An 18,297-nucleotide genomic window follows, 5' to 3' on the forward strand; every position below is an offset into this window, starting at 1 on the left:
CGGACACGGGTCATGGGTCCTGGGGCCCACCTCGTACCGTTCCGGACCCAGCGGCCGTCACCGGACGCTACCGTCGTGGCCATGGCTCAATGGCGCAATGGCAACGGCACGTTGACGGTCACCGACGCACGGGAGGGGCAGGGGCCAAGAGCACTGGAGACACCGGAGGCACCGGAGGCACCGGCGATACCGCTGCGGATCGCGGCCACGTACCGGACCAGGAGCCGGGGGCTGCTCGGACAGGACGGGATCGACGGCGCCCTGCTGATCACCCCGTGCGGGAGCGTGCACACCTTCGGGATGCGGTTCACCATCGATGTCGCGTACGTGGACCGGAAGTTCAACGTGATCGCTGTCCGCACGATGAAGCCGGGACGGCTCGGGCTGCCCCGGCTGCGGGCCCGGCACGTGATCGAGTCGGAGGCGGGGGCGATGGAGGCGTGGGGGCTGCGGCCGGGGACGCGGGTGAGCATCGTCCAGGAGGAGACGGACCGGGTGCGTTAGACCGCGTCTTCCCGCCGTCGACGTCTTCGAGGTGCCGTCGGCGCCGCACGGCGGGCGCGGTTCGAAGACGGTGCCCGGCCGTGCGCGGACGGTGATGGGCAGGTGCCGGACGGAGGGCGACGGGCACGCACCGGGGCGCAGCAGCCGCGCACGGATGGGGCGGGTACGCGCCCGGCCGCCCTATGACCGCAGCTTGGTACGGGAGCGCGGCAGCGCCGGGGCGATCGACCACAGGACCTCGGCCTCGTCCCCGCCCGGGTTGTCCCAGGCGTGGGCGGCACGCGCCGAGAACGTCGTCGAGTCCCCCGCCTCCAGGAACCTGGGCTCGCCGTCCACCGTCAGCCGCAGCGTGCCCCGTACCAGATAGGCGAAGACCGTCTCGGCCTCCAGGCTGTACGCGCCGCCCGAGCCGCCGCCGGGGCTCAGGATCGTCCGCATGACCTGGACGTGCCGCTCCTCGGCGGGCGTGAGGAGGAACTCCTCGATGCCGTGCCCGCCCATCTCCAGCCTGGCGCCCCGGCCGCTCTTGACGACATCCTGGTCCGGATAGTCGAAGAGCGTGGCGATGCCCGTGCCCAGCGCCTCGCAGATGCGGATCAGGGTGGGCACGGAGACCGAGGTCTTGCCGCGCTCGGCGAGGCTGACGAAGCCCTTGGTGACGCCCGCCGCCTCGGCGATCTGAGCGAGCGTCAGCCGCTGCGCCAGGCGGAGCTCGCGCAGCCGCGGACCGATCGTGGACATGTGGCTGTCAGGGGCTGCGGACATGGCGGACACGCTACCTGGCGGTGGGGTCACGGGGAGTGGCCGGGGACGAACACATATCGGAGCACATGTCGGAAGGGTCTTTACCCGTCGAGTTTAGTGCTGTAAAACTCTGACGAAAGTTTAATGGCGCTAAACAAGGCGCCCCGGTGGCCGTCCCGTCTCCCGTGACGCCCGCCCTCCCCCTCCCCCCTGCTTGTCCCGCACCACCCGAGGAGTAGCCCATGAGCTCCCCGTCCTCCCAGAAGAACACCGCACGCACCGTACGCGGCGTCGTCTTCCGCTCACCCGGGCAGGAGGTGACCGTCACCGACGTCACCCTGGCCCCGCCCGGCCCCGGAGAGGTCGAGGTCGCCGTCGCCGCGGCCGGCGTCTGCCACTCCGATCTGCACGTCATCCGCGGCGAGTGGGACCACCCCGTCCCCGTCGTGCTGGGGCACGAGGGCTCGGGCGTGGTCACCTCGGTCGGCGAGGGCGTCACCAGCCTCGAACCGGGCGACCACGTCGTGCTCTCCTGGGTCCCGTCCTGCGGCACCTGCCGATTCTGTGTCTCCGGACGCCCGGCCGCGTGCAGCCTGGTCGCCGAGGTCGTCGCGCCCGGCGGGGTGCTGTACGACGGCACCAGCCGGCTCTCGATCGACGGCGAGCCGGCCCACCACTACCTCGGCGTCTCCTCGTTCGCCGAGCGGGTCGTCGTCCCCGCCTCCGGTGCGATCAAGGTGCGCGAGGACGCGCCGCTCGACGTGATCGCGCTGGTCGGCTGCGCCATCGCCACCGGTGTCGGCGCGGTGCGCAACACCGCGGGCGTCGAGCCGGGGGCCACGGTCGCCGTCATCGGGTGCGGCGGTGTCGGGCTGTCCTGCGTGCAGGGCGCCCGGCTGGCGAAGGCCGGCCGGATCGTCGCCGTCGACGTCGTACCGGAAAAGCTGGAGCTGGCACGTAGGCTCGGTGCAACGGACGCGGTCGACGCGCGGGACGGCGATGTCGTCGAGGCACTGCGGGCCCTGGTCCCGGAGGGCCTGGACTACGTGTTCGACGCCATCGGCAAGATCGAGACCACCGAGCAGTCCATCGCGGCCCTCGGGCAGGGCGGCGCCGCCGTGATCGTCGGCCTGCCGCCGGCCGGCCGCACCGCGCGCTTCGACCCGCTCGCGCTCGCCGAGGCCGACCAGCGCATCCTCGGTTCCAACTACGGCTCGGTCGACGCCGCCCGTGACATCCCGGCCCTGGTGGACCTCGTGGTGTCCGGCGACCTCGACGTGGAGTCGATGATCTCGGCCCGCCGTCCGCTGGACGAGGCGGGCGACGCCCTGGCCGACCTCGCCTCGGGCCACGCCCTGCGCCAGCTGCTGATGATGGAGACGGAGAAGGAGGAGAACCGCAGATGAGCACCGCCGAACAGCAGACCGGGCAGCAGCCCGGTCCCCGGACCGGATCGCAGTCCGCGCACCAGCAGGCCGACGGGCTGGCCCACCGCTCCGTCTCCACGTTCGAGGTCGGCGCGCAGAGCGTCGCGAACGTCGCGCCCAGCGCCGTCATCGCGTTCGCGCCCGCCAGCATGGCGGCGTCCGCGGGCAACGGCGCCTGGTTCTCGTTCTTCCTGGCCATGGCCGCCGTCCTGGCCATCGCGTACTGCATCTGCGTCTTCGCCCGCAGGCGCGCCGGGGTGGGTTCGCTGTACGCGTTCTCCCGGCTCTCGCTCGGGGCGCCCGGATCCTTCGTGACCGGATGGGCGCTGCTCATCGGGGCGGTGTGCATCGGCTCGGGCTCCCTCGCGGGCGCCGGGTACTACACGGCGCGCGCCCTCGACCAGATCGGCATCGGCCTGTTCACCGGGGTCACCGGCCAGATCCTGCTCGACGTGCTGCTGGCCGCCGTCGCCGTGCGGCTGACGATCGCCAGTGTGCGGACGGCAGCGCGGGTCGCCTCCGTGCTGGAGGTCGTGTCGATCGTCCTCATCGTCGTCGTCCTGCTCCCCGCCTTCTTCAAGAGCGGGAACGTCATCGACACCGACCAGCTGAGCCTGAGCGGCTCCACCCTCGACGGGATCGTCTTCGCCGTGGTGCTGGGCGTGCTCGGCTTCGTCGGCTTCGAGGGCGCCGCCTCGCTCGGCGCCGAGGCCACCGACCCGTACAAGGCGATTCCCCGCTCCGTGATGGGCAGCGCGGTGCTGGCCGGCGTGCTCTACATGTTCGCGACGTACGCGCAGGTCGCCGGGTTCGGCGGCGCGGACGCGCTGGGGAAGAGCTCCGACCCGATGGACGAGCTGGCGGAGATGTCCGGTCTCGGCTTCCTGAAGTTCTTCCTGCACGCGGGCTTCGCCGCGTCGTTCGTGGCCGTGGTCATGGCCTGTGTCACCGTCGCCGCCCGGCTGCTGTTCGGCATGGCGAACGAGGGCGTGATGCCGGCCCGGCTCGGTGTCGCCCACCCGCGCCACCGGACCCCGTCCGCGGCGATCTGGGCCGTCACCCCGTTCATCGCCCTCCCGGCGGTGCTCGTGGTCGGCGCCGGGACCGCGCCGCTGGACGCGACGACGTACATCGACACCATCGGCGTCTTCGGCTACATGCTGAGCTACACCCTGGTGTGTCTGGCCGCGCCCCTGTTCGTGCGCCGGATCGGAGCCCGCGGTCTGCTTCTCACCTGGGGCCTGGGGCTGATCGGCGCCGCCGCGATGATCTACGTCTTCTACCGCAACCTGTGGCCCGTGCCTGAGTGGCCGCTGAACGTGCTGCCGTACGTGTTCGTCGGCGCGCTGGTCCTCGGAGTCGTCGGCTTCGCGGTGCTGCGGGTTCGGAAGCCGGAAGTGGCGGAGCGGGCGGGAACGTTCGCGGACGACCTGGACTGACCTCCGCCACCCGTCCCGTACCTCCCGCCCCTGGCCCTCCCCGCGCCGCTGCCCCGCTCTCCCCCGCATCCCTCGCGGGCGGTGCGGGGCATCGGCCGTTGGGCCCGACTTTGGGGCCAAGGGCCCAGGTCACCCGGCTCGTACGTCCGTACGCTCACGTCCACACCCGCATGCACAACAGCGGGTACGGGCAGGGCACGTGGGCGTCGGAGAGGAAGAACCGTGACGGGTGGCGGGGGCTGGGGAAGCGGAAACGCGGGCCACATACCACCGGGGGGCGGAGGTGGTGCCTCCGGTGCGGGCAGCGGCGTCTTCTTCGCCCTGACCCGCAGTTGGGCCGCCGGTGCCCTGGTCTACATCGCCGCCGGATACCTGGTGTCGCGCGGGCTCGTCGAGCTGCTCGCCACCGAGGAGCGACTCGCCTCGTTCGGCTGGCGCCTCGGCCTGCTGCACGTGCCGAACGTCATCACCACGGTGCTCACGGTCCTCGCCTCGGTCCGTGTGCTCCCGTACGAGCGGCGCGAGTCCCGGGTGCTGACGCTGCTCGCCGCGCTGGGTGTCCCGGTGGCCGCGGTCGTCTACGGACTCGCCGTCTCCTGGCATCTCGTGGGCTTCGAGGGCACGTTGATGCCGATCGTCACACTGGCGACCGGCTCCGCCGCGGGACTGGCCGTGCACCGGCTGCTGGAGGACCGCGAGGACCAGGAGTCGCCCACGTCCTACCCGTACTCCTGGCGGGACAGCGGGGCCACCGCGATGGAGTACCTCGGGGTGATCGTCCTCGTCGTCACCATGATCGGCGCGATGGCCGTGGCGGGCATCGGCGGCCAGATCGGCGAGCGCATCCTCTGTGTGATCAGCTCGATGGGCGGCGGCGGTGGCAGCTGCTCCTCGGGCGGCGGCGGCGACACCACCGCGAAGCCGAAGACGGACGCCGACTACGAGCCCAAGATGTGCCAGGTCTCCAGCATCTCCGACACCGTCGGCGGCAAGGTCAAGATCGGCTGGTTCGAGTGGGGCAACGAGTACGGCTTCCAGCAGAAGGTCAGCCAGGCCAACACGGACGTGAACGGCGACGGCAAGGTCGACGACAACGACAAGCTGGTCTACATGACGTTCACGGACGCCGCGTCCGCCGGAGCCACCGCCAGCACCCCCGGCGTCAAGCTCGGCAAGCTAGGCAAGGCGGACGTGGACGTCGGCGGCGGCATCAAGATCACCAATGGTGACACCTGGGTCTTCAAGAGCGAGGAAGAGGCCCAGAAGATGCGCGACGACATCGAAGAGATGAAGATGTGGGAGACCTCCACCAAGTACAGCGGTGGCTACGGCGGTGGCTGGTACTCCGGCATGAAGTGGGCCGACAAGAAGAAGGACGTCGAGAAGAAGATCGGCGACAAGAAGATCTCGTACTCGACGATCGGTCTCAACGCGTACGCCGACGGCGGTCTCTCCATCAGCTCGGGCGACGAGTCCAGGCTGGGTGCCAAGCTGGGCGGCAAGGCCAAGTTCTCCCCCGAGGTGACCATCACCAAGGACGACATCAACGGCAACGAGTCGTACACGTACACCGCCAAGCTCGAACTGGAGGGCAAGGTCAGCAGCACGGCCGGCCCGTACGGCGGCGCCGCCTCCGCGAAGGACAGCCGGACCGGGGCGATCACCGTCACCCGCGACCAGAAGACCGGCAAGATCGTCCGCATCGACATGACCCAGACCCATGAGGGCGGTTCGACCGCCAACAAGGGCGACATCAGCGGCGACAACGGCAAGAAGGACGGCGACAAGCGCGGCGGCAAGGTCAGTGGCACCGACTCCTCCGGCGACACCGGCATCGAGGTGACGACGAACTCGATCATCTTCGGCAAGGACACCGACCAGGCCACCGAGGACAAGCGGGCCGTCGCGGAGCAGTGGCTGAACGGCTCCGGCAACAACACCGCTCCGTTCGAGTACATGTTCGGCGACCACTCCATGCAGCAGAAGCCGTCCGGAACCGACCCGTTCGAGCAGCTGATGTTCCAGGACGGCCTGTCGAGCACCATGAAGTACCACGGTCAGACGGATGCCCAGGAGTTCGGCTTCGAGGTCTCGCTCGGCATGAGCCTCGGCTTCTCGATCTCGGACGAGCACAAGAAGGAGACCCTGACGGACGCGGAGTTCCTCGGGGCCCCGAACGGCGACAAGCGCTCCTACCTCCCGTACAGCTACTGCGCGAAGTAGCGCGGAGCCGCCGGCCGAGGGAGCACGGCCGTGCCGGCGCGGGTCGCCGGCGCGGGTAGCCAAAGGGGCGGCCGTACCTGTAGCTGTAGTGCCGGGAAGGGCGCGGGTGCCGTGAGAGGCACCGGCGCCGGAAAGGGCACCGGCCACGGGTACGGCCGCCCGTTCGACGGACGGCGCACGGAAATCACGCACGACGAAGAGGCGATGGACGATGACGACGACGATGAAGATGTCCCGGGCAATCGGCGCGGTCACCGCCGCCGCCATCGGTCTGACCCTGCTCACGGGCTGCGGCGACGAGGCCGCTTCCGTCCCGGAGGGCTGGGGCACGCTGGACACGAAGAGCCTGTCCGTCGGGTACCCCGAGAAGAAGGGGTACAAGGAGCAGCCCGCCGCCGAGCGCGCGAAGTCGAACGCCGCCGTGGCGCTCAAGGAGGAGGACGGGCTGCGCACCGGCATGGTCTCCGTGCAGCTCGACTTCGCCACGGGCGTGGACGACGCCGCGGAGGCCGCGGCCGCCGCGGGTGCGGGCATCGGCCTCGGAACGACCCGCAAGGAGACCTCGGACGTGCGGCTCACGGGGCCGGAGAGCGCCCGGGACGCCCGAAGGATCGACTACGAGTTCACATCGAGCGGCAAGGACCGGACCCCGGCGCAGGGCACGCCGATGACGGGCGTCGTGGTCGCGGGCGTCGATTCGAAGCACATCCCGTTCGCCGTGCGGATCAACGCGGTCAAGGGCTCGCTGAGCCGGCAGGACCTCGACGCGTTCGTCGAGTCGATCACGGTCAAGTAGCGTCGGGCGGACACGCGGCGGCGCGTCCGTGGAGCAGTCCGGCCGCGTATCGGCGCACTCGGCAGCAGCACACTCACGGAGTCGAGTCGACGGATCAGGAGCACCCCGGTCGAGTCGGCGGATCAGGGGCACTCGTTCATGCAGATCCTGCCCGGGGGCACGGCCACCTTCCTGCTTCTGTTCGGCCTGCTCCTCGGCGCGTTCGCCGTCCGGTCCGCGCTGCGGCTGCGCCGGGTGCTGCGGCTGATCCGGCACGGTGAGCACGTCGAGGGGCGGTGCGCGGACCACCGTACGGTCGACCGGGGCCCGGGCTCGGACCGCGGCTACGCCGTCGAGTACGTCTTCGCGTTCCGGACCCGCGACGGCCGCGAGATCGAATTCACCGACCACGCCCCGGGACCGTTCGGCTTTGAGGTCGGGGCGCCCGTCCGGGTCAGCTACGACCCGGCCGACCCGGCGAAGCACGCCACGGTGGCCGGGCCGGGGGCATGGGGTCCGGTGGTGATGCCCGCGCTGTTCGCGCTCATGCTGGGGGCGTTCGCGATAGGGCTGCTGGCGGGCTTCGCGGCGATGCGGGGCTGGCTCTGAGGACGTGACGGTCCGCGGGGACGCGGGTCGGTGGCGGTCCGCGGCAACGGTCGCGGGGGCGGTGGCGGTGGCGTCTGCGGCCACGGATTGGACGGGCCCGTCCACGGCTATGGGTTCGTCGGCAGGCGCGGACGCCGAACCGGCGAACCGACGACCGGAACCGACGGCAGGCGGCAGGCGGCAGGCGGCAGGCGGCAGGCGGCAGGCGGCAGGCGGCAGGCAAGTCGAACGGGCCGACGTCGGCCGGACACTTCGTCCGCGTGGACCGCCCCGCCACCTATCGGCTGGGGACCTCGCTCCCGAACAGCATCCACGGCGACTGGTGGAAGGACGCGACCCCGGACAACTGCGGCTGCATCGCGGCGATCTCGTGCCGCACGGCGAGAGTGTCGGGCCAACTGTCGAAGAACGTCGTCCCGTTGACGACGACCCCGTTCCAGTCGGTCGCGACGGAGGCGCCCTCCCGGTCGACGACGAAGCCGATGCAGAGTACCGATGCCCGCCCTATCGCCTCCCGGATGGCCCGCGCGGCGAGTTCCTGCTCGTCCCGCGTCAGTTGTCCGAGGCCGAATTCGAGCGCGACGACGCCGTCGCCCGTCTTCCTGACCCGTGCCGGAACGTCGGTCCCGCCGTCCGTCCAGAGCAGGAAGTCGACGCTGTCGATCCGTTGCAGACCGGCCAGCAGCACGAGTTGTTCCCGGGTCACCCACGACAGGGTGCCCCACGGGTCGGGCCCCGGCCCGATCAGCGTGACCCGCCTGGTGACGGGGTGGTTGAGCCGGAGTCCCGCCGCGTCGAGGTCGCCGAGAAGCGACTCGGCGTCGGGGCGGCTCCAGCCGAGGTGGTACGAGTAGAAGAAACCATCACTCATCGACACATCACCCCATGAAACGGAATCAGGTGGAGCGTGCAGATCAAGGTGCGCGTGGGCGCGCCGGACGGGCGCTCGTGGCGGCGCCGTCCAGGGGCTCACGGTTGGTCGGTACGAGCGTAATGAGCCACGCCCGCGCGGGCGTGGGCCCACGGACCCAGCCACGGGCCCCATTGGGACAATGCGGTGGACAGGGGTCCCCGGATGCCAGATCGTGTACGCCGATGACACGCACCGATTCGCCTCCCGCTTGGGACGAGCGCACCCAGCTGGCCACCTTCCTCGACTACGCACGCGACACGGCGCGCGCCAAATGCGAGGGGCTCTCGCCGGAGGACGCCCGCCGGGCCCCGCTCCCCGGCTCTCCCCTGATGACGATCGCCGGGCTGATCAACCACCTCAGCTGGGTCGAGTACTACTGGTTCGAGGTGGCGTTCCTCGGCGGTGAGGACGAGGGGCCCTGGACGGAGGAGGACCCCGACCGCGAGATGCGCATCGCGGTGGACATGCCACTCGCGGACGTGCTGTCGGCGTACCAGGCACGGACCGCCCGCTACCGCGAACTGGTCGCGTCCCACGACCTGGACACGCCCGCCAAGCGTCCGCGCGCCGACGGCAGACATCCCGACCTGCGCTGGATCGTTCTGCATCTGATCGAGGAGACCGCCCGGCACAACGGCCATCTCGACCTGATCCGGGAGATCGTCGACGGCACCACCGGGGTCTGAGCAACGGGCCGGGGCCCTGCTCGGGACGCACGGGCCCCGGCCGGACACACAAGCCCCTGCCCGTCCGTCCGGCCCCTCGGGGCCCGCCCCGGACGCACGGGCCCGGGCCCGGACGCGTGGGCCCTGGCCTGTTCGCCCGCCCCCTCGGCCCCTGTCCACCTCTGTGCCCCGGTCCCCCGGGCCCTCGGCGCCGGTCCACCCGGTGCCCTGTCCACCCGGGGCCCTGTCCACCCTGAGCCCTGCCCACCCGGGGCCCGTCCGCCCTGTGGCGTGGCCCCGTTTGAACCCCGCACCGGCGTGGGACCGGTCAGATCGTCGCCGCCCGGGGCGCGATGTGCTCGGCGATCTGGTGGGTGAAGCTGACCGGATGGCGGTCCGGGAGGACCTGGATCTCCCCGATGCCCAGACGCGCGTACGCCTCCGCGTCGGCGAGGAACCTGTCCGGTCTCTCCAGTACCGGCCCGTTGTACATCACGGTCTTCTCGACGGCGTCGTAGTCGCGGCCCTCCGCCGCGCAGTGCGCGCGCAGCACCCCTAGCTTGTGGGCGACCTCCTCCGGGCCGGTGGCGAACAGGTTGCAGGCGTCCGCGTACCGGGCGACCAGACGCAGCGTCTTCCGCTCGCCTCCGCCGCCGATCATGATCGGCGGGCGTTCGCCGATCGGTTCGGGTACGCACAGGGTCTCGGCGAGCTGGTAATGACGGCCCCGGAACGGACCATTGTCGTCGCTCCACATCTGCAGGCAGATGAGGATCGTCTCCTCCAGCCGTTCGAACCGTTCGGCGACCGGGACGACCGGCACGCCGAGCCCGTACTGCTCCCGCTCGTACCAGGAGGCCCCGATGCCGAGCCTGGCCCGGCCGCCGGACAGCACGTCGAGCGTGGTGACGATCTTCGCCAACAGGCCGGGGTGCCGGTACATCACGCCCGTGACCATCAGGCCGAGCGTCATCCGTTCGCTCAGCGCCGCCGCGTAGCCGAGGGTGGTGTACCCCTCCAGCATCGGATCGTCGGCGACGGTCTGCCCGGTCTCCATCTGAAAGTAGTGGTCCATCACGGTGAACGAGGCGATGTCCGCCTGTTCAGCGACGCGTACGGACTCCGCGAGGGTCGGCGCGATGAGGGCGGGGTCGGCCGGGGTCGAGTAGTTCCAGTAGTGCAAGCCGAGCTTCATGTACGGCCTCCGCGGGTCGGGGAGGCCGGCCGGGGACGGAGGCCGGCCCGCAGGCCACCCGCACGTCGCCGACTGCTCCGGGTGCCCGATGGTTCACGCTATGCGAGGCCGCGCGCCCGCCGCCGCCCGGCCGAAGCAAACGGGTCAGGGACGGTGGCCGGAGAGGCGGGCGCCTGCCGGGCCGGAGAACCCGTGCCCGGAGAGCCCGTGCACGAAGAACCCGTGCCCACAGCGCTACGGGTCAGTCCCTGGCCCGGTGCCACGGCCGGTCGGGCCGGGTGGGGCGAGCGTCCGCGGACAGCCGCAAGGCGTACACCGGCTGCTCGCCGGGGACGGGGCCGAGGTACTCGTGACCGGTCATGTGGCACCAGGCGGGCAGGTCGAGCGGGGCGGCCGGGTCGGTGGCGATCACATGCACGACGGTGCCCGCCTCCGCGCCGTCGATCGCCTTCCGCAGGCGGAGCAGGAGCGTGACGCAGAGCAGTCCGGTGCCGTCGACGGTGAGACCCGCGGGCGGGGTGGGCTCCTGCCCGTACATGCCCGGATGCGAGCCGTAGGTCCGCCGCCAGTGCTCGCGCCGGGCCTCGCCCAACTCCCGCCCGTCGCCGCTCACGCTCCGCGCCCTCCTCTCGCTCCCCGGCCGGTGCCGTGGCCTCCACCGACCACCCTAAGAGGTCGCATCCGCGCCGTGCCCCACCCCACCGGCCTCCACCGGACCCCGCCCCTCCGGTACGGTCGGCGCTGCGAAGTCCACTTCCGACTGATCGAAGCCGCTTGAGGGGCCACGGGGCTCTCTGCCGTGTCCCCTCGCGGAGCAAGTGCCCACGCACCCCTTCCGGTCAACGCGGCAACGCCACCCACGACTTGGTGCCACGATGCGGCGAGGGGGCGTCACAGGCGCCCCACTCACCACCCCAGTCGTCCACGACGGCCTCCATCAGCCAGAGCGCCTGCCTGCGACGCGCCCCGCAGAGCGCGGTCATGTCCGGGTCGGCGTGCTGCGGATGCTGGTCCCACACGACGATGCGCAGCGCGTCGTCACGATGGCGGACGGATACGTAGACCTCCTTGCCCGGACTCACCCTGACCGCCACCGCGACCAGCTCGGACACCACGTGCACGGTCGGCCAGACGTACGGGCCGAGCCCGTGCCCCGCCAAGCCGGCGCCGACCGCCGTACGGCTGATGGAGGCGCTGCGGACGTCACCGGGAAGCGTGAAGCCCATCGCGAGCACCCCGGGGGAGCGCCCCTTGGAGTGCAGATACGGCCCCGGGGACTGCCGCGCGTCCGAACGACCACCGGGATGCGGATACGGATGCGGATACGGACTCGGGCATGGCATTCCTGACTCGGCGGCAACCGGGCACAGGCGGGTGAGCGGATATGTACGCATGGCGAACTCCTCGATCTACACGGCGAGTTGACGGATACTCTCTGGGCGTGGGCGCGCACGATTGGCTCTCGCATTACGGACGAGCAGTGGCCTGTCTCCCTGACACGGACCTGCCCCTCCCAGGGCAGGAGGCTGCGGGCAGAACCGCGCGATGCACTTCCGACTCATCGCTGCGTGAGCGGTGCGTCACCCAACGTAGCGCAGCAGCGGCACTCGTGCCCTCGAATCAGAGGCAATTGCCTCCCTGTTGTTGGACGAGGCGCCTTGCGCGACGGCAGACTGTGCCCACAGTCCGTGGAAGAGAGGGCACATGCCGAGCAGTTCCACTCCTACGGAGCGCCAGAAGCGACTTGGCGCCGAACTCCGCAAGATGCGCATCGCAGCCGAGGCGACCACTGCTTACGCGGCCGGATTGCTGGGCATCGACCGAACGAAAATCTCCAACATGGAGGTCGGCGTCCGCCCGATCACCCCCGCGCGCGTCCGCACGTTGGCCTGCAACTACGCTTGCCCGGACGCTGTATACGTCGAAGCGCTTGTAGAGATGGCCGAGCAGCGCGAGCGTGGATGGTGGGAGCAGTACAGGGGCACGCTTCCGTCAGGCCTGCTGGATATCGCCGAGCTCGAATGGCACGCGGCTCGCATCCGCACAGCGCAGACCGTGCACCTCCCTGGCCTGCTCCACACCGACGGATACGCCCGCGCTGTATTCGGCGCAGTGCTACCCGAACTGTCGCGCCTGGAGATTGAGTTGCGGGTGACGCACCGGATGGAGAGGCAGCAGGTACTCGACCGTGAATCGCCCGTCCCCTACGTGGGATACGTCCACGAAGCCGCCCTGCACATGCAGTTCGGCGGCCGGGGCGTCACGCGTGAGCAGCTGCTCCATCTCTGCCACATGTCGGAACGCGAGCATGTCGACGTACGTGTGATTCCGGTGGACCGAGGCGCGTTCCCCGGAGCCGGGCACGCCCTCCTCTACGCGCACGGCGCTGTACCCCAGCTCGACACCGTCCAGCTCGACTCGGCTCACGGCCCCGAGTTCATGCACGCGCATGCACAGCTGGCCAAATATCGTGCGCACCTGGACTGGATGGAGGATGCCTCACTCCCCTCCGCCGAGTCCCGGGATTTCATTCACACTATCGCTCGTCAAATCTAGGGGATTTCAAGATGCCAGAGATCAGCTGGGAAGAAGCCTTCTGCGGCGAAGGAAACAACTGCTTCCGCCTGGGGACAGACGCAGAGGGAAATGGCTTCATCGCCATACGGGGCGAGGAGGAACACTTCCTCACCGACAGCCGCGAGGCGCTTCAGCAGATGATCCGCGACATCAAGGCCGGCAAAGCCGACCACCTGCTGTAACAGCAGGGGTCCGGCACCGCGAGACGCGCTCGCGGTGCCGGACCCCTCTGTGAGCTCGGGTGCGTCAGGAAGACGTACCGCGCGGGAAGGAGACCTCCACGCGACGGTTCTTCTTGCGGCCTTCCTCCGTGCTGTTGCTCGCGACCGGGTACTGCTCGCCGTACCCCCGGATGTCGAAGGCAACGGTCGAGCCCAGGTCCTTGACCAGCACCGACTGCACCGCGTTGGCGCGCTGCTTGGACAGCACGTCACCGTGGGCCGCCGAACCGAGGTTGTCGGTGAAGCCGAACACCCGCACCTTCGTGGCGTTCTGCTTCTTGATCTCGGCCGCGATGGCCGCGATGCGGGAGTGCGCCGCGGGGCTCAGCTTCGCGCTGTCCTTGCCGAAGAGGACCTCGGCCTGGAGCGCGAACTTGACGTTCGCGTTGCTGTCCTCGCGGCGCTCCTCACCGCCCTCGTCCTCGATCACCTGGACGATGTCGAGGACCTTCGCGGGTGCGAGCGTGCCGCCCTCGGGCATCTTCAGGTCGGGATCATTGGGGTCGATGTGGACGGGAGGCACGGAATTGGCCTCCATGCCGGGCGGCACGCTCGGGTCGTCGGCGACCGCGTTCGACGCCCCCAGGACCATGGAACTCGCCGCGAGCAGAGCGACCGCGACGACATGGCCCGCGAGCCGCGTCGGCCTGCGGCGGGTCGAGGTGTGGGTCATGTCGGCCATCACCCAGAGATCTTCAGCGAGGTGGTGGCGAAGGTCGGCAGCATGAAGTCGACCTCGGTGGTGGTGGCAGGGGGCGCCGGGAACTGCATGAACACCGAGGCCGACTTACCGGCTTGGAGCGGTACGAGGTTTGTCGTGCACAAGCAGCGGTTCTCGGTGTCGCGAAGAACGTAGTAGCGCTTCTTCCCGACCTTGTCGATCAGCGCGGCGCCTGCGACGGAGTTCGGATTCTTCTGCACGATCAGACTCTCGGAACCGGCCCACCCCGCTACGGGCCGGGCTTCGCCGCTCTCGTTCTTGATCTCGCCCTGCACCGTGACGAAGCCGCCGGAGTCGCGCTTGACCTGGTGAACGATGAGCGTGACCCCGTTCTGGCCCCTGACCTCAGCGAGCTTCACATTCGGGTCCACGTTTTCCCCGGCAGCGGTGTCCTCCTGCTTGGCGCCATTCTCCTCGTCGGAGGAGTCGGAGGAGTCGGAGGACGTGGACGGCATGGCGGAGGACGGTGAACCGTTGCTCTCCGACTTTCCGCCGTCATCTGTACCGCAACCGGCCACAGCGAGAGCCAGGGCCGCCGTCAGCGAGACGGCCGCCACGACTCTTCGGGACCTGGTGGAGCACCGAATGCTCATGGATTCTGATTCCTTTACTCGTCGTTCGCTGTCAGTCGTCGACCAGACGCACGTCAAAGAGGATCTTGCTCACCCGGTCCCACGGGGGCGGACTGCTCGGCCGGATTTCGAGGAACTCGCCACCCTTGCACGTGAAGAAGAAGATGTCCCGGATGCTGTCTTCATTGAGATCCACGGACGTCCATGAGCAGCGAAACTCCACGATGGCGGTGGACTCGGCTTTCGCCTTGGTTTCCTCCGAACCTTCCAGCACGGACGAGTCCACAGCCTTGCGCCCCTCGACCTCCACCGTGATCCTGTCGCGATATCCGCTGTGCGACCAGGTGCAACCGCCAGCGACAACCCGAGCGTTGTTCGCAGAAGCCATGCTGTGAGCCGCAGGGCAACCGGTGACCATGTGGTTCTGCAGGAAAGGATCCAGCAGGTCTTCGGGCAGCGAGGCGAGGAAGGGTGCTTCGAAGTCCTCACGAGTCTTCTGGGCAGCAGCCAGCGCGGCGGCATCCGCCGCACCTTGGGCCTCATTACGCAAGGCCGCAGCCTTACCGACGGCGAAGAAGACGAACGCGAGGAAGAGCAGGCCCGCCACCATCATCATGTAGATGGGGAAGACCTGCCCTGCATCGCGGCCTTGGCGACCAATCATCAGCTGGCGGTGATGGAATCCACCAGGCCCTTGATGCGCTCCGAGATCGCGCTGCCGATGCCCGTGGCGACGATCGCACCGATGATCGCCACGACCACCAGGATGATGCCCAGGTACTCGAACGCCGTCTGGCCGCGGTCCTTGGCCTCGTAGCGCTTCTGGATGGCGCTGACCGCCGTGTTGGCCCAACCGTTGACGCGAACGGCGGTCTTCAGGGTGATGTTCGACATGGGGTTCCCCTCCGGGTTCGGCCGACCGGTGGACGGCCGACTCGCACGTTTCCTGGGTGTCGCCCGCGGATCCGGCTTCCTCCTGGCCGGAGCCGCCGGCGACGTGAGAAACATACGGCGAGGCACCCTGCCCGCCGGAGGGTCCCAGGGCCCATTCCCGGGCCCAAAGCGTCAGTTGGGTCTCGGCCGACGCGTGCTGGGCCCCACGCCCCGCACATACGCCGGCGATCCGGTTGCCGTTCACGCTCGCACGATCAGCCACGGCGACCACCGGACCCACGCGCCCCGGGCACCGTCGCGGGAGCCGTGCCGAGCCAGCGGGCGATGGCCTCGCTGCGGCTTGCGCTGTGCAACTTGGTGAAGATGCGGTTGATGTGGTTCTTGACCGTCTTCTCGCTGATGAAGCAGGTGGCGGCGATCTGCTGATTGCTCATGCCGGACGCGATCAGCTCCATGACCTCCACCTCCCGTGAACTCAGCCCGTACTGCTGTCTGTTGAGGGGTGCGCTTGCTCCCCCGGCCATGGAAGACTGTGCCACAACCGGTTGCAGATGCGAAAGACCCTGCGGCGGTCGAGCTTGTCGCGTCGCAGGTGGGGCGGCTTCGGGCTCGGGGGTGTATGCAGGCGCATCGTGATGCTTGGCGAGGCCCGGACCGTGGCCGTCGGCGCCCGTGCCCTGGTACGGAACGGCCGTGGTCAGGGCCGTGCCGAGCCCCTCCGGAAGAGACCGTCCCTGCGGGACCGGGCCCTGACGCATGTGGGCGAGGAGGGCGTTGGCCGCGGTGGCGGTGAAGTGGGCGCGACCGTTCTTCGTGTCGCGTACCGCCTGTACCAGTTGGTCGGCCGTGAATTCGCCGTGGACCAGATAGCCGCTCGCGCCCAGACGCAGCGCCTCGTGGACTATCTCGTTCTCGCGGCTGTAGGTCAGCATCATGACCGGTGCGACCTGTACGAGGTGCGGCAGCGCGGATATGCCGTCGACGCCGGGCATCCGGACGTCGAGCAGGACGACGTCCGGGCGGTGCCGGACGGCCATGTCGTAGGCCTGCCGTCCGTCCACGGCCTCGGCGACGACGTCGATGTCGTCCCGGCCGGACAGCAGGACGCCCAGGCCGGCCCGGACCACGGGGTTGTCGTCCGCGACGACGACCCGAAGGGCGCCGACGGCCGGTGGGGCCGGCGGCGCGGGGAAGGGGGGCAGGGACTCGGATGCCGCGGACTGCTGGGTGACGGGTACGGGGACCGGGACCGGGAACGCTTGGGCACCGGTCTTTGAGGTGAGCGGGGTGACGTGCGAGGACATGTGCTGGGAGGCGTGGTTACGCGCCGTCCAGTCCTGGTCCGACGCGCGGGAGACGTCGTCCGGCATCTGCGACCTCCTCTCAGGGTTCTATGGGGGCGTGAGGGTGGGTTTCGATCGGTTGGGTCTGGCCGCTGTTCGGGTTCAGTGGCCGGTCATCCGGGTTGCTTGGCTTCTGGCGTGGTGCTGAGAGCGGCGATCGGAAGTTCCAGGCGGACCTCGGTGCCCTTGGCCGCCTGACCCTTTCCGATGCGTATACGGGCGCCGATGGTCGCGGCCCGTTCGACCATGCCGACGAGGCCGAAGTGTCCGGCGTGCCGCAGGTCGTCGAGGGTGATGCCCGCGGGCAGGCCGCAGCCGTCGTCGTACACGCTGACGCGCAGGACGTCGCCCTTCACGCCCGCGAGCACGACGAGGTAGGTGGGGCAGGCGTGGCGGTGGGCGTTCTCCATCGCCTCGGAGGCGACCGTGAGCAGCTGGCGCGCGACCGCCTGGGGGACCTTCGGCACGGGGATGTCGTTGCACAGGCGGAAGGTGGCCGTGAGGCCGTGACGACGACTGAAGTCCTCGGTCCGGGCCTGGAGTTCGCGTACGACGTCCACGCCTCCGTCGAGTCCGGACTCGCGGCGCAGGTCGGAGAGGAGCTCCCGGGATTCGGCAGCGGCGCGCCGAGCGGCGCGGGCGACCAGCTCGGCCTGGTGCTTGATCGTGGACGGGTCCATACGGTCGGACGATCCGGCCAGACCGTCGGCGGCCAGAGCCAGGCCGTGCAGAGTCTTGGCGACCGAGTCGTGCATCTCGCGGGCGAGGCGGGTGCGTTCGCTCTCCACGGCCTCGCTGACCGCGAGGCGGGCGCGGGCCTCGGTCAGGGCCTGGCTGGCCGTTCCGAAACGGAGGAGCAGATTGCGCAGGGCGACACCGAGGGCGCCCGCGATGACGCAGAAGCCCGGCAGGAGGACCGCCGTGGCATCGACGGAGTACAACTTCGGACCGGTGGCGTACACGCCCAGAACGATGACGGCCTGGAGAACGGCGAAGACCGCCGCACCCCGCCAGCCGGAGACGAGACCGGCCAGCAGCGGGGTGCACACGGTGACATAGGCGAGTGTGGATTCGGGTGTGGCCGTGACCAGCAACAAGGCCCCGAAGAAGGTGTCGATGCCGAGCAGCCAGGGGTGGCGCAGCAGCACAGGGCCGAAGCGCTCCCAGTCGCGGAACAGGACGTAGCTGCCCATGAATGTGACGAGGATGGCCGAGCCGATCAGCCACATGGGCGCGCCCGGGGCGGTATGGGCGATCGCGAACGGCGTGGCCATGGCGATCATCGCGAGCCGGAAGCCGAAGACCTGCCGGCACATCGCCTGGAGCGCGTTGAGCTGGATCGCGAACGCCGGGCGCGAGCCGGGGTCGGCTATCGCCCGGCGCACCTCGGCGTCCAGTCCGGTCTGGGTTCCCCCGAGTGGAAAAGACATGAGCCTGTCACCTCCTCCGCCCCGCCCTGCCCGCCGGACTCGCCG

20 protein-coding genes are annotated in these 18,297 nt (G+C 69.9%); 9 read left to right on the forward strand and 11 right to left on the reverse strand.

The features are described 5' to 3' along the window. Positions 1-81 precede the first annotated feature (81 nt). On the forward strand, positions 82-504 hold the full coding sequence (locus ACFYY6_RS00540; protein WP_389191065.1) for a DUF192 domain-containing protein: 423 nt from the start codon (positions 82-84) through the stop codon (positions 502-504). Positions 505-684: 180 nt separating this feature from the next. Here ACFYY6_RS00540 and ACFYY6_RS00545 read toward each other — a convergent pair whose 3' ends face one another. Continuing rightward, on the reverse strand, positions 685-1,269 hold the full coding sequence (locus tag ACFYY6_RS00545) for an XRE family transcriptional regulator (protein ID WP_351517484.1): 585 nt from the start codon (positions 1,267-1,269) through the stop codon (positions 685-687). 221 nt (positions 1,270-1,490) lie between these two features. Between ACFYY6_RS00545 and ACFYY6_RS00550 the strand changes: the two genes are divergently transcribed. The 5 genes from ACFYY6_RS00550 to ACFYY6_RS00570 all read left to right on the forward strand — a co-directional run bounded on the left by ACFYY6_RS00550 (position 1,491) and on the right by ACFYY6_RS00570 (position 7,721). Beyond that, positions 1,491-2,654, forward strand: coding sequence for a Zn-dependent alcohol dehydrogenase (locus tag ACFYY6_RS00550; protein WP_389191068.1), 1,164 nt, complete (start codon positions 1,491-1,493; stop codon positions 2,652-2,654). Further along, the gene (locus tag ACFYY6_RS00555; RefSeq protein ID WP_351628258.1) at positions 2,651-4,114 is read left to right on the forward strand and encodes an APC family permease; all 1,464 of its coding nucleotides are present in this window, start codon (positions 2,651-2,653) and stop codon (positions 4,112-4,114) included. Before ACFYY6_RS00550 ends, ACFYY6_RS00555 begins: the two co-directional genes overlap by 4 nt. 222 nt (positions 4,115-4,336) lie before the next feature. Next, positions 4,337-6,337, forward strand: coding sequence for a hypothetical protein (locus ACFYY6_RS00560; protein WP_389191071.1), 2,001 nt, complete (start codon positions 4,337-4,339; stop codon positions 6,335-6,337). Positions 6,338-6,548: 211 nt separating this feature from the next. Further along, the gene (locus ACFYY6_RS00565) at positions 6,549-7,133 is read left to right on the forward strand and encodes a hypothetical protein (protein ID WP_351517479.1); all 585 of its coding nucleotides are present in this window, start codon (positions 6,549-6,551) and stop codon (positions 7,131-7,133) included. Between the two features lie 138 nt (positions 7,134-7,271). Beyond that, positions 7,272-7,721 carry a DUF3592 domain-containing protein gene (locus ACFYY6_RS00570; protein ID WP_389191074.1) on the forward strand — a complete coding sequence of 150 codons (450 nt, stop codon included), beginning with the start codon at positions 7,272-7,274 and terminating at the stop codon, positions 7,719-7,721. A 277-nt stretch (positions 7,722-7,998) separates the two neighbouring features. Here ACFYY6_RS00570 and ACFYY6_RS00575 read toward each other — a convergent pair whose 3' ends face one another. Continuing rightward, positions 7,999-8,592: a hypothetical protein gene (locus ACFYY6_RS00575; RefSeq protein ID WP_351517475.1), complete on the reverse strand. Its 594-nt coding sequence runs from the start codon at positions 8,590-8,592 to the stop codon at positions 7,999-8,001. Positions 8,593-8,816: 224 nt separating this feature from the next. On the opposite strand from ACFYY6_RS00575, the gene ACFYY6_RS00580 reads away from it, so the two are divergent. Next, complete coding sequence (locus ACFYY6_RS00580; RefSeq protein ID WP_351628249.1) at positions 8,817-9,320, forward strand: DinB family protein; 504 nt, start codon at positions 8,817-8,819, stop codon at positions 9,318-9,320. A 307-nt stretch (positions 9,321-9,627) separates the two neighbouring features. On the opposite strand, the gene ACFYY6_RS00585 is transcribed toward ACFYY6_RS00580, so the two are convergent. The 3 genes from ACFYY6_RS00585 to ACFYY6_RS00595 form a co-directional block, all read right to left on the reverse strand. Further along, entirely contained in the window at positions 9,628-10,494 is an 867-nt protein-coding gene (locus ACFYY6_RS00585) for an LLM class F420-dependent oxidoreductase (protein ID WP_351517472.1), read from the reverse strand. A gap of 241 nt (positions 10,495-10,735) precedes the next feature. Further along, positions 10,736-11,107, reverse strand: a complete 372-nt coding sequence (locus tag ACFYY6_RS00590; RefSeq protein ID WP_386607123.1) for a sulfurtransferase TusA family protein — start codon at positions 11,105-11,107, stop codon at positions 10,736-10,738. Positions 11,108-11,333: 226 nt separating this feature from the next. Next, a complete protein-coding gene (locus tag ACFYY6_RS00595) occupies positions 11,334-11,888 on the reverse strand; it encodes an ATP-binding protein (RefSeq protein WP_351628246.1) in 555 nt (184 codons plus the stop codon). A gap of 310 nt (positions 11,889-12,198) precedes the next feature. Between ACFYY6_RS00595 and ACFYY6_RS00600 the strand changes: the two genes are divergently transcribed. Beyond that, complete coding sequence (locus ACFYY6_RS00600) at positions 12,199-13,050, forward strand: DUF5753 domain-containing protein (protein ID WP_351517470.1); 852 nt, start codon at positions 12,199-12,201, stop codon at positions 13,048-13,050. Between the two features lie 11 nt (positions 13,051-13,061). Next, positions 13,062-13,253 (forward strand): hypothetical protein, encoded by a 192-nt coding sequence (locus tag ACFYY6_RS00605; protein ID WP_351517469.1) that lies wholly within the window; start codon positions 13,062-13,064, stop codon positions 13,251-13,253. Between the two features lie 64 nt (positions 13,254-13,317). Here ACFYY6_RS00605 and ACFYY6_RS00610 read toward each other — a convergent pair whose 3' ends face one another. From ACFYY6_RS00610 to ACFYY6_RS00635, 6 genes are all read right to left on the reverse strand, one after another. Continuing rightward, complete coding sequence (locus ACFYY6_RS00610) at positions 13,318-13,965, reverse strand: OmpA family protein (protein WP_351517468.1); 648 nt, start codon at positions 13,963-13,965, stop codon at positions 13,318-13,320. A gap of 8 nt (positions 13,966-13,973) precedes the next feature. Then, the gene (locus tag ACFYY6_RS00615; protein ID WP_351628240.1) at positions 13,974-14,606 is read right to left on the reverse strand and encodes a hypothetical protein; all 633 of its coding nucleotides are present in this window, start codon (positions 14,604-14,606) and stop codon (positions 13,974-13,976) included. A 31-nt stretch (positions 14,607-14,637) separates the two neighbouring features. Then, complete coding sequence (locus tag ACFYY6_RS00620) at positions 14,638-15,249, reverse strand: pilus assembly protein TadG-related protein (RefSeq protein ID WP_351628237.1); 612 nt, start codon at positions 15,247-15,249, stop codon at positions 14,638-14,640. Then, the gene (locus ACFYY6_RS00625) at positions 15,249-15,479 is read right to left on the reverse strand and encodes a hypothetical protein (RefSeq protein ID WP_073781706.1); all 231 of its coding nucleotides are present in this window, start codon (positions 15,477-15,479) and stop codon (positions 15,249-15,251) included. Before ACFYY6_RS00625 ends, ACFYY6_RS00620 begins: the two co-directional genes overlap by 1 nt. A 254-nt stretch (positions 15,480-15,733) precedes the next feature. After that, positions 15,734-16,849 (reverse strand): response regulator, encoded by a 1,116-nt coding sequence (locus tag ACFYY6_RS00630; protein WP_386607127.1) that lies wholly within the window; start codon positions 16,847-16,849, stop codon positions 15,734-15,736. A gap of 86 nt (positions 16,850-16,935) precedes the next feature. Further along, the gene (locus tag ACFYY6_RS00635) at positions 16,936-18,252 is read right to left on the reverse strand and encodes a sensor histidine kinase (RefSeq protein WP_386607128.1); all 1,317 of its coding nucleotides are present in this window, start codon (positions 18,250-18,252) and stop codon (positions 16,936-16,938) included. Positions 18,253-18,297 lie beyond the last annotated feature (45 nt).

The organism is Streptomyces sp. NPDC001750 (assembly GCF_042892615.1).
Lineage (GTDB): Bacteria > Actinomycetota > Actinomycetes > Streptomycetales > Streptomycetaceae > Streptomyces.

Bases quoted from the DNA above. Each gene is read 5' to 3' on its own strand.
- ACFYY6_RS00610 (WP_351517468.1), bottom strand. From the start codon at position 13,965: ATGACCCACACCTCGACCCGCCGCAGGCCGACGCGGCTCGCGGGCCAT.
- ACFYY6_RS00635 (WP_386607128.1), bottom strand. From the start codon at position 18,252: ATGTCTTTTCCACTCGGGGGAACCCAGACCGGACTGGACGCCGAGGTG.
- ACFYY6_RS00620 (WP_351628237.1), bottom strand. From the start codon at position 15,249: ATGATTGGTCGCCAAGGCCGCGATGCAGGGCAGGTCTTCCCCATCTAC.
- ACFYY6_RS00625 (WP_073781706.1), bottom strand. From the start codon at position 15,479: ATGTCGAACATCACCCTGAAGACCGCCGTTCGCGTCAACGGTTGGGCC.
- ACFYY6_RS00595 (WP_351628246.1), bottom strand. From the start codon at position 11,888: ATGCGTACATATCCGCTCACCCGCCTGTGCCCGGTTGCCGCCGAGTCA.
- ACFYY6_RS00540 (WP_389191065.1), top strand. From the start codon at position 82: ATGGCTCAATGGCGCAATGGCAACGGCACGTTGACGGTCACCGACGCA.
- ACFYY6_RS00615 (WP_351628240.1), bottom strand. From the start codon at position 14,606: ATGAGCATTCGGTGCTCCACCAGGTCCCGAAGAGTCGTGGCGGCCGTC.
- ACFYY6_RS00545 (WP_351517484.1), bottom strand. From the start codon at position 1,269: ATGTCCGCAGCCCCTGACAGCCACATGTCCACGATCGGTCCGCGGCTG.
- ACFYY6_RS00585 (WP_351517472.1), bottom strand. From the start codon at position 10,494: ATGAAGCTCGGCTTGCACTACTGGAACTACTCGACCCCGGCCGACCCC.
- ACFYY6_RS00555 (WP_351628258.1), top strand. From the start codon at position 2,651: ATGAGCACCGCCGAACAGCAGACCGGGCAGCAGCCCGGTCCCCGGACC.
- ACFYY6_RS00605 (WP_351517469.1), top strand. From the start codon at position 13,062: ATGCCAGAGATCAGCTGGGAAGAAGCCTTCTGCGGCGAAGGAAACAAC.
- ACFYY6_RS00550 (WP_389191068.1), top strand. From the start codon at position 1,491: ATGAGCTCCCCGTCCTCCCAGAAGAACACCGCACGCACCGTACGCGGC.
- ACFYY6_RS00575 (WP_351517475.1), bottom strand. From the start codon at position 8,592: ATGAGTGATGGTTTCTTCTACTCGTACCACCTCGGCTGGAGCCGCCCC.
- ACFYY6_RS00630 (WP_386607127.1), bottom strand. From the start codon at position 16,849: ATGCCGGACGACGTCTCCCGCGCGTCGGACCAGGACTGGACGGCGCGT.
- ACFYY6_RS00600 (WP_351517470.1), top strand. From the start codon at position 12,199: ATGCCGAGCAGTTCCACTCCTACGGAGCGCCAGAAGCGACTTGGCGCC.
- ACFYY6_RS00570 (WP_389191074.1), top strand. From the start codon at position 7,272: ATGCAGATCCTGCCCGGGGGCACGGCCACCTTCCTGCTTCTGTTCGGC.
- ACFYY6_RS00580 (WP_351628249.1), top strand. From the start codon at position 8,817: ATGACACGCACCGATTCGCCTCCCGCTTGGGACGAGCGCACCCAGCTG.
- ACFYY6_RS00565 (WP_351517479.1), top strand. From the start codon at position 6,549: ATGACGACGACGATGAAGATGTCCCGGGCAATCGGCGCGGTCACCGCC.